We start from the raw sequence: 14,346 nt of genomic DNA, 5'->3' as shown, positions 1-14,346 counted from the left end.
CGGCGGCCGCGCTGTCAGGGGTACTTTGTACTTGACCACGTTGTCGCCCGGACGGGCGGGCTTCGGCTGTGGGCCGGGCCGGTGATAGTCGGCCATAGTTATGCTTGGAGCTAAACAGCCGGCAGGTTGTCGGGTTGCCGCAGCAGACCTTGGTACGCGTAGTTTGGCTGGTTGCCGAAGCTGATCACGGTCGCGCTCACGGTCGATGTCGCACGCGGAAGCTTAGCGACACGGCGCCCAGGAATATCAACGCATGGTCGTGCAGACTGGGCGAGCCCGTGCTGCGGAATCATCGGCTCCCCGGTCTATAGTGGTCAAGTGGATTCGCATTAATTGCACCGTGCAGATTCAACGACAAGGGGGGGGGTAATCTGTACAGCGACAATGCACGAGTTTGATGCGATTTGCTCGGTGCCAGTGCAACCGGCATCGCCGCAGTGCTAAACGTTTTGAAGTCTGCGCTTCTCTCCCCGCAATCTCCATATGCCATCCGAAGACAGCTTCCTGTATGCAGCCATTTCGACTTACATTAACAACACGGTCGTGGGGCAAGGACTTACCACTTCTGCGTCTTCAAGTCGGTTAATGTCGCGCTTATTGCGTATGCAAAAAGGCCATTAATCTATTGTTATGGGTTGATCAGCAGGTGTTCAGTGCAATTTCATATGTCTTGCGCTTAAGTGCCTCCCCTGGTCCGAACCATGCAGAATTGAGGCGACCTTCGGGATTGCGTCCGCGTTCATGATCGATCCACTGTGTGACACTGTTGATGAACTGCCATTTTGTTCGTCCCTGGGCCAGTTCAGACCCAATGGCATCACCATCGAACAGTGTCATGATTCTGCGGTATGCTGGTGAGTCGATCGGATTCATGGAGGTAACACGCATTCCGTTAAGGGAGCCAGGAAGGGTGGTGATAATAGGAATTGTCTTCAGGACGTCACACACCATGCGCGACGCAGTTTCCCTATCGATTTCCTGAGTCGCCAGCAGTTTGGTCTGGATCAACCACTGCTCGAAGGCCCCAGCAAAAATACCGAGTTGCATGCGAACGCTGCGCGCGTCAAAAGGAGTCGCGTGATTTACTTTGACAACCGCGCTGACTGGTTTGCTTCCCCCGTGGGATTCGGCACGTACGGCGACTGAAAGTGTGTTATGGCAGACCACTCTGATCGCGGTCAATTTCGCCATGGTAGCCATTGTGCCGTCAAAACTGGTTGTAAGCAGTAGGTAGGGACGTACAATGTCATGACCAATTATCGGTGCGCCATCGTCGATCCGGGCCAATCCCCATATGCGTTTGCCGCCAGACAAGGCACCTGCCGTTTCAAGCTGAAAATTGCCGAGTTTGACCACGTCGTCAAAAAATTTCATTACCTCCTTGGGCTGCACCACTTTATATTCTTTTGAGGCAATTCCAAGGGGGGCGCCTGTGTCGCTTCGGTATAGAACATCTCGACCCGGGAATTGCTGGATTGGAATTTGCCCAAATGGCAGGGGACCGCAAAAGGGGCGCACATCTTGGAATGAAACCGGACTGCGCAAGACATCCCAATTGAGACCTGCGTTTGTGGTCCACTCCTCTATGCTGGCTCCAGGTTGCAATTCTTGTCCAAGAGTATGCCAGGGCGTCTGCCCCACATATGCCATTGAAGCCCGCCCGTTCGACTCATCGATCATGTGTGGCATCTTGCCCCCCAAAAAAATGAATTGCGCGGCAGTTGCATGCGTTAATTACTTCGTGAAGGCGTGCTTTTATCTCGGCGGATCCATCCTTCAGCAAGTTAGGCTGTATCCATTAGTGTCCTACCCGGAGATTGCGGCCCTGCCGCCCCCTGCGTCGAACCTGGTTCAGCCGATCGCTTGAAAATTTCCAAACATGGATTTGAATTCTTGGGAAGTACCAACAAAAATTCTATTAACTTACTGCTATCTAATACTACTTCGTGCATTGGAAAGAGACAACAAAAAAACCCGCATTCCCTTTACAGGGAGCGGGTTTTTAGGCTTGCGGGTACTTCTTGATCTGTGTTGCTGGTGCCCGGAGCCGGAAACCGATAGCCAGTAAAAATGCGGCTTCCGAAGCATTTGGCGTAAATTTGGCGTACTCAGAATTAATTTTTTTCCTTGTACGATTCCGCCCATGCGATGACCTCCTTGGCATTGTACAATGGCTGGGCCCGGCCCTTGGAAGTCGGCAGGCGTATCGCTTTGGGGAAGCTGGGCAGGCATGCCATCCGCTCCCGCACGGTCGCCGCGTCGCGCTTCAGGTACTGCCCGATGGTTGCCATGTCCCACAGATCAACCGTCAACGGGATGGTCGGCCGCTGCAATTTCTCTATGGCGCCGGCCAGCTTTTCGATGAATTCCATTTCGCTCATATCCATTCTCAAACGCCTTTCCGTCTGTTGATTTCCGGCGCCGCATCAGCCAACTCCCGCAAGCGCTTCTCATGCTGCCGCCGCTCGATGGTCGCCAAGGCTAGCTGCGCCGTCGCGTCCATGACCATTGGCCTGCCACCAGCGCGCTCCATGGCAGCATCCCAGATCACCCGTGCGACCACTTGCGGGACCATCTGACGCAGATGGAAGGTGGCGAACCATGCGACGAACTCGGCCTCCTTGATGGCTTCGATGTCTGACAGGTTCATGGCGAAGTACCTTCCTGCTCAATGAACGCGCCATCAAGGCCATAGCGATTTCCGTCATGACCCGTGTACGCTTTAAAACGATCGCCGTAGTGCTCCTCCTCATCCACCATGACCCACTTGCGATCATCCCAATCCGGATACCAGACAATTTGCCCGACTTTAGCCAAGTCAGCAGCAGTCGCTGGCCGAAGACGTTTCGGGAGTGCTGCACGCTCGGCGATGTCCAGGCACATCTGCTCGCGCTTCGCGGCACTGGCGGTTGCAGCCATGGCATCTAGCCATTTCTGGATTCGTGGATTCATCACACCCCTCCTTTCTGCGCGTCGAGCAGCGCTTGAACGTCGTCGTAGCGGATGAACTCTCCTTCGTCATCCCTTATCACCGTTGCATCCCACTCGCCATACCCATACTGCGCGTACCGCGTCAGCCCGCTAATATCCAGCGGTGCGGCTGGTGCCGGAACCCATTCGCATTTCAAGCATGGGCCACCGGGCCAACTTCCACAAATACATGGGCCAGTTATATTGCCGCTCGGGTATTCAACATTCACCCCTGGCGATGTCGTCTTTTCCTCAATGGAGGTGCGGTAAGTTTTGCTGGCAGAGTCAATTTTTCTACGCCAATCGCAAACAAGAGCCATGGCCGTATCGCGGCTTATGTAGTCCTTATCGGCAATGCTATGCAGGATGCCGTAGTCACAAAGTGCGGCCGTCAATTCCATCCCAGCGCTAAAGGTTGCGCGCCGGAATGTGGATTCCGCATCACCCGCCACCACAGCGCCCACAGGCTGTGAGCCAATCGGTGGCTTCCATTCTTCGCCGCCCAGGTCTTCATAACCGGCGCGCACTAGGGCGCGAGTGGCTTTGGCCAGCGCCGCCTCCAATTCCACCACCCGCTTATCCCGCTGCTCGGCGTAGGCGCGGATGTCGGCGGCGTAGTCAATATTAGCAATTTTTATTGCCGTATCACCGACATTTCCCTTGTAGGACGCGCGGTGTCCTGTATGCCTGATGCGCTGTTCTGCTGTCTTGATATCGTTCACGCTGGTCATGGCTGTCCTTCCTCACTGTATAATTGCCGGCCATATTTGACCGATCCGCATTTTCGGCACTTCCAGATGCTTCGGGCATTAAGCGCATTGATTTCATCACCATAGACGTTGCGTACAAATTGCAGATCGTGCCCACCGCCAAAAACGCATTTCAGAAACTTAATCATCCATCACCCCTCCTTGCTGTTGATGGCGGCGTCGATGGCCACCTCAAGTTCGTGGCACATTTTCTCGGTCGAGCGCTCGGAAAGGCTGTCAATAGCAGGCCAGCCGGATATAACTCCGCAAACCACGTCCACCAAATCCTTTGCCACCACAGCGCCCACAGGCTGCGAGACTGATAGGCGCGCCACCAGTGAATCAGTGGCTTCGTGGGCCTCGAACTTGTAATGAGCCTCCATGGCCCTAGCCATAGATAACTCCACTTCCAATTCCGCCACTCGCTTATCCCGCTGCTCGGCGTAGGCGCGGAGGTCGGCTTCCGTGGCCTTGAGCGCTTCCCAGGATGGCAGGCCATCGTAGGGTGGCGTGTGGCTCATCGGGTAATTTCCGCGCTGCTGCCACGTCTTAATATCGTTCACGCTGGTCATGGCTGTCCTTTCAATTGATGTGCCTTCGACAGAAGCGCTGCAAGCGCCTTCTCAAAACCGATGCCGCTGCTGATCGCTGTGAATTTTGTTACGCAGCCATCAAGCGCGGCGAGTGCTGCGCCGGGGCTGGCGAGATTGAACGCGCCGCCATTACGCCAACGGACATCGCGCCATTCCTGGCTCTCCTTGTCGTAGGCCTGCGCCTCAAGATACCAGTTGCCGCCAAAGCGGTACTGAAACTCGTAGCAAGTGTTTTCCAGCGAGAGTTCCATCTTGTCGATTTCAAACCAGTCCAGCACGTAACGATGGCGCTCAACGATGGCCGTTTTCTGTGCTTTGTCGCTCATCCCTCACCCCTCCTTGCTGTTGATGGCGGCGTCGATGGTTTCTACCAAGAGTGGCCGCCAGTGGGTTATGTCCTGTTGATCTGCCCATGGGAGAAACTCATAGCTATCAACATGCCATTCCCCACCGTATGTTGCGCGCCAATTTGCCTCATGCGTATTGCCGCTTTTAAATTTGATCTGAATACGAGTGCTGTCTTTCGGAGCCGTTTCGATAGGCTGCCACTGGTCAGCATCCCTCCCCACTACCGGCGAAAATTGCCGTTGCCTGTACAAGCATTCGCCATACAGCCCTTCGCTACACTTCACACAAAAGCCCGATCCGGGATGCGATTCACGGCAGTTTTTCGGAGGCGCTACCGGCGATTGCGCGGCCTGCTTTGCGAGTAGGGCGCGGTACGGTATATCCCTGAAAACATCGTTGATGTGCAAATCAGGATCAAGACCGTCGCTCAACTCCACCGCGCTTGCTGCTGGCTGGGTGGCGAGAGCGCGGATAGCGGCAGCAGCTTCAACGCCGAGTTCAAACTTGAAGGCGTCTTTTACGTAGCAGCGCTCTGCTACTTGGGCCGCTTCCTCGATCCCGGCTTCACGTCCCATCCCCAGCGCCACCCGCACGCGCTCGGCCCAGATGGCGTCGCGGGCGTGGACCTTCAAGCCAGAGTAATAGTGCGCGGCGGCCTTCCCGTTGACAGTTGTCTCGGCATCCGGCTCAGGCATCGGCGGCGCTTCCAGCAGATCGGCGTGGGTGGCTGGCTCAGCCTGGGCGCGCTCGACGGCGGCGATGAACTGCTCCAGAACGCCGCGCGGCCCGATTGGATCAACGCCGGCCGCCATGCGTGCGTAGTCGTCCATGTTGTCCAGCGCTTCGCGCGCTGCGGAAATGCTCACTTCACTCATCATTTCTCTCCAAAATAGTAATTTCACAAGGCCGTACCGGCTCGGCGCTGCCTTCCAGGTAGACGATCATTTCCATGTCGCCCTTGTGCCAGTGCAGGCCGGCGATGAAGTGCTTCAAGCCCTTGTGCATCACCGGGCGGCAAAGCTGCTTGGCGCGCAGAAGTCGCAGGTCATGCTTGTCGGACTCGTCGCTCATTGCGGGGCCGTCCAGAGGTTCACTAGCGCGGCGGAGCTGTAGAGCAGGGCGAGGAGGAAGAGGGCGCGGCGTTCAGTCACAACTGCCTCCATTGGTATCGCCAAAGCCAGCATCTGCCAAGATGCGCTCCATCCGCGCAATGCGCGCATCACGTTCGGCAATCATCTGCTCGGCGCTGGCCAAACTGGCGCGGACGGCGGCGAGTTCGGTGCATCGGTTGTTCTGGCACGGGCGCTTGCCGAGCATGGCGTCAATCCGCTGAACTTCCGCTTGCATCCCCTCAAAGCGTTGCTTGAGCGTGTCGCCCAGTATGTCGATATTCAACAGAAGATCGGTATCGAAACCGTCGCAAGCGTTCCAGCACGCGACCAGGCGACGGGCGTTGGCGTGTGCGATGTCCGTCACGAAAGGCTCGTCATTGAACCAGACATCTGCCGTGTCTTTCTGTATGCAGCAGACTTTTGCCAGCCCCTGCGTATGCTGGCCGCTCATGCTGCACCGCCTTTCAGAATTGCGCGCTGGCCGTTAATCATCGGACCGACAAAAGTACCCTCCATTGCTTCCAGCAGGCCGGCCGCCCGGTTGTAGCCGATCTTCAGGTGCCGCTGGATAAGCGATATCGAGGCGCGCTGATTGGTTCGCACCACGGACACGGCCGCCTCGTACATCGGATCATTGGCGCTGCCGTAGCCGGTCAAGGGCTCGCCTTGATCGCCGCCTTTCACCACGCGCTGCTCGCGCACCGGCTCATCGCCCTCGGCCGGTTTCTGCGCCGCGCTCACCGGATCATCAGCTTCGCCGCCCAGCGCTTCCACCACGTCGGCCAGCATCTTTGCCAGCTCGCCTGTCATCAACATGAAGTCGCCGTCGAAGCGCTCGTCGTCGGTCTTGACGTTCGATTCCCGCTCTGCGATCACATCCAGCGCCTTGATCGACTTGATCGCCAAGCTCTCGTCCAGCACGAAGCTGATCTTGCTGTCCCAGGTCATCGCCAACTTGGTACATTGCTTGCCTGCCTTGATGTGGCGCTGCATTTCGCCAGCCTCTAGCGTGTGGCGCTTGTATGCCACCTGCGCCTTGCTCTCGCCCGTGGCGCGCAGCGTCGCATCCTGATCGACCGTGAAGCCGGCCGGCGCTTCGTCTGCTTGCAGCCATTCCGTCATCACGCGAACCGGCGAGCGCTGCACGCGCAGGCTTTCCAGCGGCATGCGGTCGACGGCCTTCAGCAGCGCCTTGATAACGTCGTCGGCCTTGCTTGGGCTGGCGGCATCCACGACTAGCCAGCCGTTAATGGGATCTATCCATACGTGCGTGACGGACTGGATCGGAAATGCGCGCGGCAGCAATTCGTCGGCGACGCGCTCCTTGAGTTCCTTCATTGCCTTCTTACCGGGCGCGAAGCCTTGGGCTTCTTCCAGTTCCTCGGCGCGCTTGGCGGCAACTTGGTTGATGACGCTCGACGGCAGCAGCTTCTTCTCGCTTCGCAGCATCAGCAGGAACTGGCCGTTGACGGCGTGCACGAGGCCGGCGCCGCGCGGAGCGTCCCAGCCTTGGCGCATCAGTTCGTTGCTGCTGGCGGGTGTGAAGTCGTGCGGCACGAGGAACTCGGAGAGCATATCGGCAGTCACGGGCCAGTTTCGCGGCAGGCGGTAAATTTGGGCGTTCTTGAACCACATGGCTAGCCTCGATCAGTCGTTGTAAGGGAAGGTGGTGGTGTAGTCGTAGGCGGTCGCATCGGCCGGAACTACCAGGCGTGTCTTTGAGGTGTACATCTGGAACAGACGCTTCTCGAAGTTGAACAGAGGGCCGACGAAGAGCTTGTTCTTGATGTCGTCGCCGTTCAATTTCATCGCCCATACTTCGCCATCGCCATTGATGCGCAAGTGGATTTCGCAACTGTATTTTTCGGTGTTCGCCTCCTCGTCGATGTAGACCTCGAAGTAGCCATCGTTCCGCTGGCCGCGCTCAATGATCAGCGTGAATTCACCACCGCGCAGATCGTCCGCGTTGTAGGCGTCCATCTTGATTTCGATGAACTCTTCCAGCAGCGATTCGAGCGTGATCTCTGCCGGCGCCGGCTGCATCAGTTCGCTGATGTCCTTGTCCAGCTTCTCGGTGAATTCCGTGGTCATCACGGCGCCGACGCGCTTCTGGATGATGCCGCCGATCAGTTGGCGATACGATGGAAGGTCGATTTCGTCCAGGTTGACGTCGACCAAGGCCTTGACCTTCTCGTTGATCTTCTTGCTGAAGTCGCTGTTGTAGCCGCCGATCTGATCTTTGATGGCGCTAGTGATGGCCTTCGCGATTTGATCTTGGATGGCCGCCTCGATGGCGCCGGATGCCGCGATGTTGTCGAAGGCGGTAGATACTGCTGATTTCAGGTCTTCCATGTTATTCCTTGTCTGCGCTGCGGGCATTCATGCGAAGCCGAGCAACTGGTTGATCACATTGTCCAGATCGTCTCTGGTGTAATTCGTCAAAATCCGCTGCATCACCACATTGATGGTCGAGCTGTACAGCGCCTCAAATTCGTCCTGGCTCATGCTGCCGAAGCTGATCGACTTGGCCGTCAGCCGCGTCTCGCCCTTGAGCGTCACAGCCATTTCGTAGTGGCCGGCCAGCACGACCACATCATTCCGGAACTGCTCAAAGTTCTTGCCTACTTGCTGGCCCTTGTAGGTGTTGCCGACTGGCTCCCATGCGTCATAGGCCAAGTTCAGCAGGGCAAAATACTTGCGATGAAAGGCCGGGTTACGCTGGCGGCGTACCGTTGCCGTGACCGCCGCGCCCATCTTCAGCTTGGCGATGTAATCGGCCGCTTGTTGGTCGGCCGGGATCAGGGCGCCGGCCGCCTTCATTAGAACGATGTCGGTCATGGCGGTGCTCCCGCTGCGCGCTGGGTGGTCATGCCAGTGCCTTAGGCTGGTATTTCTGGCAGCTCGCAGTCTTCTTGATGGCGAAGCCGCCAATGCCGCAGCGCATGTTCTTCTCCGCACCATCCTCTTCTACCGTGTAGCGCTCGCGCTGCACTCCGTCGAAGCCTTTCCATGGCTTCTTGCCTTCGGCGTTATCGCGCTCCATCCAGGCCGGAAGCTTCTTCTCTGAAGTGAAGTGCTTGCAGTTGCCGCAGAGGTTAGGAATTGGCTTAGGGTCGTAGCCTTGCGCGGCTTGTGCGTCAGATTGTTTGCTCATCAATTTCTCCGGGTGGGTGAATTAGGCTGCGGTGGCAATCTCGGCGCTGACTGCCTCGAAATCGATGGCGGCGATGCGGTCGATCAGGTCGGCCAGTGTCATATCCTTGGCATCGGCCAGCGATGACAGGAACTCGATGTCGCGCTCGATGCTGCTATCAGCCGCATCGAACAGGTCGACCGGCGCCGCGGCGCGCACGCTATCTCCGTAGAACTGCGCGGTGCGGTCCATTTCTGGCGCGGCGCCGGATGGCACTGCATTGGCGGCCACGTTTGCGGCGGTGGCATCGGCGGCGACCCGGCGCGCAGCTTCCAGCGCAGCTTCGCGGCTCTGCTGATCCAGCGCGGCGGCGGCGCGCTCATTGGCTTGGCGCTCGGCGATGGCGGCCTGCTGCGCTTCCAGTTGAGCCTTGGTTTCGGCGGCGACGCGGGCGCGCTCGGCAGCCTCCTGTTGCGCAGCCAACTCGGCGCGCTGGCGGTCGATCTCGGCTTGGGCCTTGCGATTGGCCTCGGCCTGCGCTTCGGCTTCCTGTTTCAGCTTCAGCGCGGCGGCTTCGCGTTCGCGGAGGGCGGCGGCTTCCTGCTCGGCGGCCAGTGCAGCCAGGCGGTCAGCCTCGGCCTTCTGCTGCGCCGCCACGCGGTCAGCTTCGATCTGAGCCAGCCGCGCACGCTCGGCGGCAGCTTCGCGCAGCGCGGCCAGTTCTGCGCGCTCGGCGGCGATGCGGGCGACTTCTTCCTCGGCTGCGACGGCTGCAGTGTGCAGATTGGCCAGCTTGCCCTGCACTTCGGTGCGCGCGGTCAGCGCCGCATCCAGCATGACGCCGAAGGACTCATCGGGCGCATTTGCGTCCAGTTCAGCGATCATGGCGCTGATGTCGGCCGCCGACTTTCCGACAGCCTGCAGCGGCAGGTCGCGAATGGCGACGATGCGCAGCCGTATCGCCTCTTGGCGCTCAGCTTCAGCCTTTTTCAAGTCCTCCTTGCGCTTTTCCTCGGCCTTGATGGCGTCATGGAACTTGGCTTCGTATGGAGCGACTTCGGCGAGCAGGTCTTTGTACTTGGAATCCAGCAACTTGCCGATTTCCAGAATGGGCGCCTTACGTTCGGCGCGGGCCTTCTCGCCGGCGATGCGCACTTCGTCGCGGAAGGCGGCGCGGTACTTAACTGCGATTTCCATGCCGGCGGTCGTGGTGACATCCGGGATGATCGTGTCAGCCTCGGCCTTGAGGATGGCAAACTTGTCCTTGAAGGGCTGGAAGACCTCGGCGACGTACTTGGCCGGGTCCAGGGTGATCAGTTGACTGGCCTGGCGTACTGCGACCGCGCCGACTGCATTGTTTTCTGCTTGGTGGTTGTTCATGCTGCCTCCTTCATTCGTAAGAGTGTTTCGTTGTAGGTGACCATTTTTTCAAAACCAGTCAGGTCGCTTACCATCTGGTCGATGTATTCGTCATCGCGCTGGAATGTGCGCATCCAGAGGTGCTTGTCGATGACTTCCAGCGCCGGGCAGTACAGGCAGAAATCCCACCAGCGGCGCCCGGTGATCCATATGCAGCCCTGCACCTGATCCATGAACTCACTTGCATCGTTCTCGATGTAGATGCGCTGCAGGCGTTCCGGCGAGATCAGGCACTTGTACTCACTTCCGCCATCGCTACCAATCAGGCCGTCGGCGCTGGCGCCGAACAGGCGGTCGCTGGTAAGGACGAAGCCGGCGCGCTCGACCATGTGGCCGCTGGCGATCTCGTGTTCGCGCCGCGCCGCCGGCTCCAACTCGTGCCCACGCCGCATGGCGTATGTTTCAAAGCTATCGTCCAGCGGCTTGCCGCTGATCCGCTCGATGGCCAGGCGGAAGGCATAGGCTTTCGCCGCCTCCGAGAAGTCGCCCACCGGCAGGCCTTCGATGGCGCGCTGAACGTTCTCAGCCTTCGGCGCGGAGCGATAGCCGGCGATGTCGCGCGCTACGCTCTCGCTCATGCCGGATCGGATCGCAGTCACGTAGGCTTGCTGCTTCTCATCCAGGCCGCCGGTGCGCGAGCGAGCGACGGAAAACATGCTGGCGGTGATCACGCCGGCGCGGGCCTGATGCCAGCTATCGCTACCCTGTTCGCAGTTGACGATGATCATTGCGGAACCCCTGCAGCCTCGGCGCGGGCCTTGAGCGCCGGGTACTCGGCCGACAGGCTTTCTTGCGTGGACTTCGACAGACGCCCCCATGCATCATTGAACAGGTCAATGCCTTCATCAGCCAGCGCGGCGAAGTCAGCCAGGATTGCATGCATTTCCTCGGACAGTGGTTTTGCGCCAACTGCAATGGGCTCAGCATCTACAGTACGAGCCTGGTCGGCGGCGGTGGCGTCAGCCTTCCAGCCTTCGTGGTGAGCGGCCAGCGCCTTGCGGTTCGGCGCGCCGGCTTCACTCCAGAATTTCTGGTAGGCGGCAACACCCCTGCTTGCTGCGGCTTTGGCTTGCTGGATCAACTCCGGCGATGCTTCTTGGGCTGGTGCTGCGCTGGCGATCTGCTCATGTGGCGGGGTGATGTCGCGCATTTCGCGGTTCACTTCTTCCAGCTCGTCGGGCGTATAGACGCCCAGGATCACATCTGGCGCATACAGGCGGGCCCAGCGTTTAACGGCAAGGTATGCCAGTTGCTGCTTCGGGTCGGATGCCCACAGCGGAGAGTTGCGCACGCTGGCCTGCACCAACAGCAGTTCCAGTACGCGCGGCGCCACCTCGCCCTTGAGCGTGCACGAAACGCGGATACCCAATCCGTTCTCTTGCTCCATGCCGTAGTCCGGCACGCGGAACTGGTATTCTTTCTTGTCGCCCTTGGCCGGCACGGTGATCACCTTCGTCTTGCCGATGATCCTTTCCCATGGGCCGAACCACTCATAGGCGAAGCGATCCTCGGTCACGCCGCTTGACTGGATGACGGCGTTCACCAACTGCGCTTCATAGCCCAGCGTTCCGTTGACCAAGTGGGTCTTTTGCGCCACGGCGAACGGGTTCATGCGCCACTGCACAGCCTGCATGACGACGGCGGCGCAGTCGGCCACATTGCCGCGCAAGTGCTCGGGGATCGTGGAGCGGCCCTTTGCCATAATCTCAGCCAGGCGCAGCATGCTGTCCATGCTGGCGCTGTCCAAGATTAGGGCGGCGCTGCTGGTGGCGACCATCGGCAGGTCGGCCGGCGTTGGCGCCAACTGCATGGCGGCTTGGCTTTCTTTGGTGACTGCGTTCATTTCATTCTCCGTTTGAACTTCGTTATTTCTGCTGTAAGCAGGGCGTGGCGTATTGCATGTTCAAGGCGCAGGCCGGCGCGCAGGTTGCGCAGCGTGGCGCCAGCAAGGCGGATCATGTCGCCTCCGTGGCGCGCGCCTCATTCGCGTCGTTGTGCCATGCGGTTAGGTAGGCCGTTCCGATCAGCGCCAGGATCGCGGCTTGCACCAGCCAGTCGCGGATTTTCATGGCGTCCACCCTTGGCCGTGCAGTCGCTCGATGCGGTCGCGCTTGCGCTGGATGGCTTCCCTGATCTTGTGGCCGACATACGGCGCCGGCAGGCCTTGACCCTCCAGAACGATCGACAGAATCCGCAGGTCGTGGCAACTCATGCGGTCGTTGTCCTCGTAGAGCGAGACGATGCGCTGCAAGGCTTTCTCGGCTGGCGTTGGCTCAGCCAGCAGTTGATCTACGAGGCCTGGCTCGAGCGCGCTCATGGCAGCACCGCATTGGTTGCCACATCAACCAGCCATTGCGACAGCGACACCATCACGCACACGGCGCCGATCATCAGGCGAGGGTGGCGGCTACACCAGTCTCCAGGCGCGCCGAACAGGATGCGGGTCACGATGCGCTCCTTACGAGGCCGGCTGGTGCGCGCACTTCATAACCGCAGGCGCGCAGGTTTGCGATGATCGCCGCCGGGACGTTGATCCAGAACGCATCGCTGGGATGCCTTGCTTGCCAGTTCGTGTTCATCATTCGTTCCCTGTTCAATTCGTTGTTGGGGAGCGCGTACGCCGCTCGCTGCGAGGCAATTCAGCCCATTGGAATTGTGGCTATCCAAGCGCCCCAGCTGTATCGCTCCGCATCGAATCCGCGCCCGTACTGACCCGCAGTTAGGGAAACCGGGAAGGTCTTCTTTCCTTCAAGCGCCCGCCATCAATGCGGGGATTTCACCGACTTGCGCCGGCATGATGTCGTCACCACTTCAATTCGGTGCCGGCTCTGCCCCGGCTGGGCCCAGCTACTGCTGCTATTGTTTGTCGATGGGATTCAAGGGCCGTCTTTCTCCCATTTCGTTGCTACACCACAGAGCAAGGGGCTGGGCGCTACTCCAACTGGCGGTGTTCTGGGGCACGTTTCGAACCGTCCCGCCGCTTGCCTATCGCGTGTCTGCTTTCCACGCCGACCTTGCTCTGTGGTTCCTGCGCTTACCCTTTCGGGCCGACTGCGCAGGGAGTCGGGCGCCAGCACTTCCCTGGCATGTCAGCGAATTTGTCGCCGCGTATCGCGCATTGAGCATGTGCGAAGGGTCGTCTACGTTCCGCCGTAGACAGGCTTTCACTCAGCTTGAGCGGGATTGCTGCAAGCCTTACTTCTTTTGCCCCTCAGGCCCACTCAGGGTGAGGGCGCCGCCGGCCAGGTGTCAGATCGTCTCTTGGGATTGGTAGCAACATCGCATGCCAGTTCTCCTTATGCTGGTTGATGGGAAATCATTCGGATCAGGGTGCAAGCGCGCCGCAATCCCGGTCAAACGCGGCACGCTCAGCGCGAGCCAATTCATTCTGCATGGCGCGCTCGCGCACCAACTTGCGGTCAACTGCCCACGACATCTGTTTGAGCTGTTCCGGCTTGACCAGAGCCGATACATTCACCTTGCGTTCGTCGCCAGAGATCACGACGGCCTCAACGCTGCATCCGTCGTCCTCGTCAGCCACGCCGTACAGATCGAGGTACAGATCGTCGTGCAGGTAGTTGCACATCAGGCAGACCAGATCAGCAGGGATCGCCGGCTGGACGATTGCAGGGCGCGCCGGAGTAACAGCGCGAGCGGCAAGCAGGGCGGCAGCAACTGGCGCGTTCACGACGTCAACTCCACCAGTGCATCCATCACCGACCTGCCGGCCATGTACAGGCTGCTGGCTTTGCACACGTTGATCCGGTGCGCGGCCTTGTCCTGCAGTTCTTGGAACCAGTTCTCGAAGCTCATGGCATCCTCCTATTTGACGATCCGTTGTTTCCTGCGAGCCAGGCGCCATCCGGTGGCAGCGCGGCGCGCTACAGGAGGAAGCACAGCCCACGCGGCGCGCATGGCGAAGTGCTGAGCGAGTGCAATGTGGCGCATGGCTTCCTCCTTAATTGCCGCCGTGGACGATGGCCCAAGCGATGAAGCTGCCTGCGGCGACGAGTGCGACGGAG

22 protein-coding genes and 1 pseudogene are annotated in these 14,346 nt (G+C 59.3%); all 23 read right to left on the bottom strand.

Annotated elements, in window-relative coordinates; translation table 11 throughout:
• Nucleotides 1-639: 639 nt before the first annotated feature.
• A complete protein-coding gene (locus tag AC1RQG_RS22965) occupies nt 640-1,680 on the bottom strand; it encodes a DUF932 domain-containing protein (protein WP_493134880.1) in 1,041 nt (346 codons plus the stop codon).
• Between the two features lie 434 nt (nt 1,681-2,114).
• Nucleotides 2,115-2,372, bottom strand: coding sequence for a hypothetical protein (locus AC1RQG_RS22960; protein ID WP_493134879.1), 258 nt, complete (start codon nt 2,370-2,372; stop codon nt 2,115-2,117).
• A 17-nt stretch (nt 2,373-2,389) separates the two neighbouring features.
• Nucleotides 2,390-2,650 carry a hypothetical protein gene (locus tag AC1RQG_RS22955; RefSeq protein ID WP_493134877.1) on the bottom strand — a complete coding sequence of 87 codons (261 nt, stop codon included), beginning with the start codon at nt 2,648-2,650 and terminating at the stop codon, nt 2,390-2,392.
• Nucleotides 2,647-2,952, bottom strand: a complete 306-nt coding sequence (locus AC1RQG_RS22950) for a hypothetical protein (RefSeq protein WP_493134875.1) — start codon at nt 2,950-2,952, stop codon at nt 2,647-2,649. The genes AC1RQG_RS22955 and AC1RQG_RS22950 overlap by 4 nt, the downstream gene beginning before the upstream one ends.
• Nucleotides 2,952-3,701, bottom strand: a complete 750-nt coding sequence (locus AC1RQG_RS22945) for a hypothetical protein (protein WP_493134873.1) — start codon at nt 3,699-3,701, stop codon at nt 2,952-2,954. Before AC1RQG_RS22945 ends, AC1RQG_RS22950 begins: the two co-directional genes overlap by 1 nt.
• A 170-nt stretch (nt 3,702-3,871) precedes the next feature.
• On the bottom strand, nt 3,872-4,291 hold the full coding sequence (locus AC1RQG_RS22940; protein WP_493134871.1) for a hypothetical protein: 420 nt from the start codon (nt 4,289-4,291) through the stop codon (nt 3,872-3,874).
• The gene (locus AC1RQG_RS22935; RefSeq protein ID WP_493134870.1) at nt 4,288-4,638 is read right to left on the bottom strand and encodes a hypothetical protein; all 351 of its coding nucleotides are present in this window, start codon (nt 4,636-4,638) and stop codon (nt 4,288-4,290) included. Before AC1RQG_RS22935 ends, AC1RQG_RS22940 begins: the two co-directional genes overlap by 4 nt.
• Before the next feature lie 3 nt (nt 4,639-4,641).
• On the bottom strand, nt 4,642-5,538 hold the full coding sequence (locus AC1RQG_RS22930) for a hypothetical protein (RefSeq protein ID WP_493134869.1): 897 nt from the start codon (nt 5,536-5,538) through the stop codon (nt 4,642-4,644).
• Nucleotides 5,528-5,731 (bottom strand): hypothetical protein, encoded by a 204-nt coding sequence (locus tag AC1RQG_RS22925; protein ID WP_493134867.1) that lies wholly within the window; start codon nt 5,729-5,731, stop codon nt 5,528-5,530. The genes AC1RQG_RS22930 and AC1RQG_RS22925 overlap by 11 nt, the downstream gene beginning before the upstream one ends.
• 72 nt (nt 5,732-5,803) lie before the next feature.
• Nucleotides 5,804-6,223: a hypothetical protein gene (locus AC1RQG_RS22920; protein ID WP_493134865.1), complete on the bottom strand. Its 420-nt coding sequence runs from the start codon at nt 6,221-6,223 to the stop codon at nt 5,804-5,806.
• A complete protein-coding gene (locus AC1RQG_RS22915) occupies nt 6,220-6,399 on the bottom strand; it encodes a DNA translocase FtsK (protein WP_493134936.1) in 180 nt (59 codons plus the stop codon). Before AC1RQG_RS22915 ends, AC1RQG_RS22920 begins: the two co-directional genes overlap by 4 nt.
• Before the next feature lie 120 nt (nt 6,400-6,519).
• Nucleotides 6,520-7,407, bottom strand: a pseudogene (locus AC1RQG_RS22910) (recombination-associated protein RdgC); the annotation flags it as partial.
• 12 nt (nt 7,408-7,419) lie between these two features.
• Complete coding sequence (locus AC1RQG_RS22905; protein WP_493134862.1) at nt 7,420-8,124, bottom strand: hypothetical protein; 705 nt, start codon at nt 8,122-8,124, stop codon at nt 7,420-7,422.
• Between the two features lie 27 nt (nt 8,125-8,151).
• On the bottom strand, nt 8,152-8,610 hold the full coding sequence (locus AC1RQG_RS22900) for a DUF1367 family protein (protein WP_493134860.1): 459 nt from the start codon (nt 8,608-8,610) through the stop codon (nt 8,152-8,154).
• A 28-nt stretch (nt 8,611-8,638) separates the two neighbouring features.
• Nucleotides 8,639-8,926, bottom strand: a complete 288-nt coding sequence (locus AC1RQG_RS22895) for a hypothetical protein (RefSeq protein ID WP_493134858.1) — start codon at nt 8,924-8,926, stop codon at nt 8,639-8,641.
• 21 nt (nt 8,927-8,947) lie between these two features.
• On the bottom strand, nt 8,948-10,285 hold the full coding sequence (locus AC1RQG_RS22890) for a hypothetical protein (RefSeq protein ID WP_493134856.1): 1,338 nt from the start codon (nt 10,283-10,285) through the stop codon (nt 8,948-8,950).
• On the bottom strand, nt 10,282-11,052 hold the full coding sequence (locus AC1RQG_RS22885; protein ID WP_493134854.1) for a lambda exonuclease family protein: 771 nt from the start codon (nt 11,050-11,052) through the stop codon (nt 10,282-10,284). Before AC1RQG_RS22885 ends, AC1RQG_RS22890 begins: the two co-directional genes overlap by 4 nt.
• Nucleotides 11,049-12,167, bottom strand: coding sequence for a RecT family recombinase (locus tag AC1RQG_RS22880; protein WP_493134852.1), 1,119 nt, complete (start codon nt 12,165-12,167; stop codon nt 11,049-11,051). Before AC1RQG_RS22880 ends, AC1RQG_RS22885 begins: the two co-directional genes overlap by 4 nt.
• A gap of 222 nt (nt 12,168-12,389) precedes the next feature.
• On the bottom strand, nt 12,390-12,641 hold the full coding sequence (locus AC1RQG_RS22875) for a hypothetical protein (protein WP_493134850.1): 252 nt from the start codon (nt 12,639-12,641) through the stop codon (nt 12,390-12,392).
• Nucleotides 12,638-12,772: a hypothetical protein gene (locus AC1RQG_RS22870; RefSeq protein ID WP_493134848.1), complete on the bottom strand. Its 135-nt coding sequence runs from the start codon at nt 12,770-12,772 to the stop codon at nt 12,638-12,640. Before AC1RQG_RS22870 ends, AC1RQG_RS22875 begins: the two co-directional genes overlap by 4 nt.
• Nucleotides 12,769-12,906, bottom strand: a complete 138-nt coding sequence (locus AC1RQG_RS22865; RefSeq protein ID WP_493134846.1) for a hypothetical protein — start codon at nt 12,904-12,906, stop codon at nt 12,769-12,771. The genes AC1RQG_RS22870 and AC1RQG_RS22865 overlap by 4 nt, the downstream gene beginning before the upstream one ends.
• 743 nt (nt 12,907-13,649) lie before the next feature.
• Nucleotides 13,650-14,012: a hypothetical protein gene (locus tag AC1RQG_RS22860; RefSeq protein ID WP_493134844.1), complete on the bottom strand. Its 363-nt coding sequence runs from the start codon at nt 14,010-14,012 to the stop codon at nt 13,650-13,652.
• Nucleotides 14,009-14,137, bottom strand: a complete 129-nt coding sequence (locus tag AC1RQG_RS22855) for a hypothetical protein (RefSeq protein ID WP_493134842.1) — start codon at nt 14,135-14,137, stop codon at nt 14,009-14,011. The genes AC1RQG_RS22860 and AC1RQG_RS22855 overlap by 4 nt, the downstream gene beginning before the upstream one ends.
• Between the last annotated feature and the right edge of the window lie 209 nt (nt 14,138-14,346).

The organism is Rugamonas sp. GW822-FHT03B10 (assembly GCF_058801745.1).
This window is presented reverse-complemented; position numbering and strand designations above follow the sequence as displayed.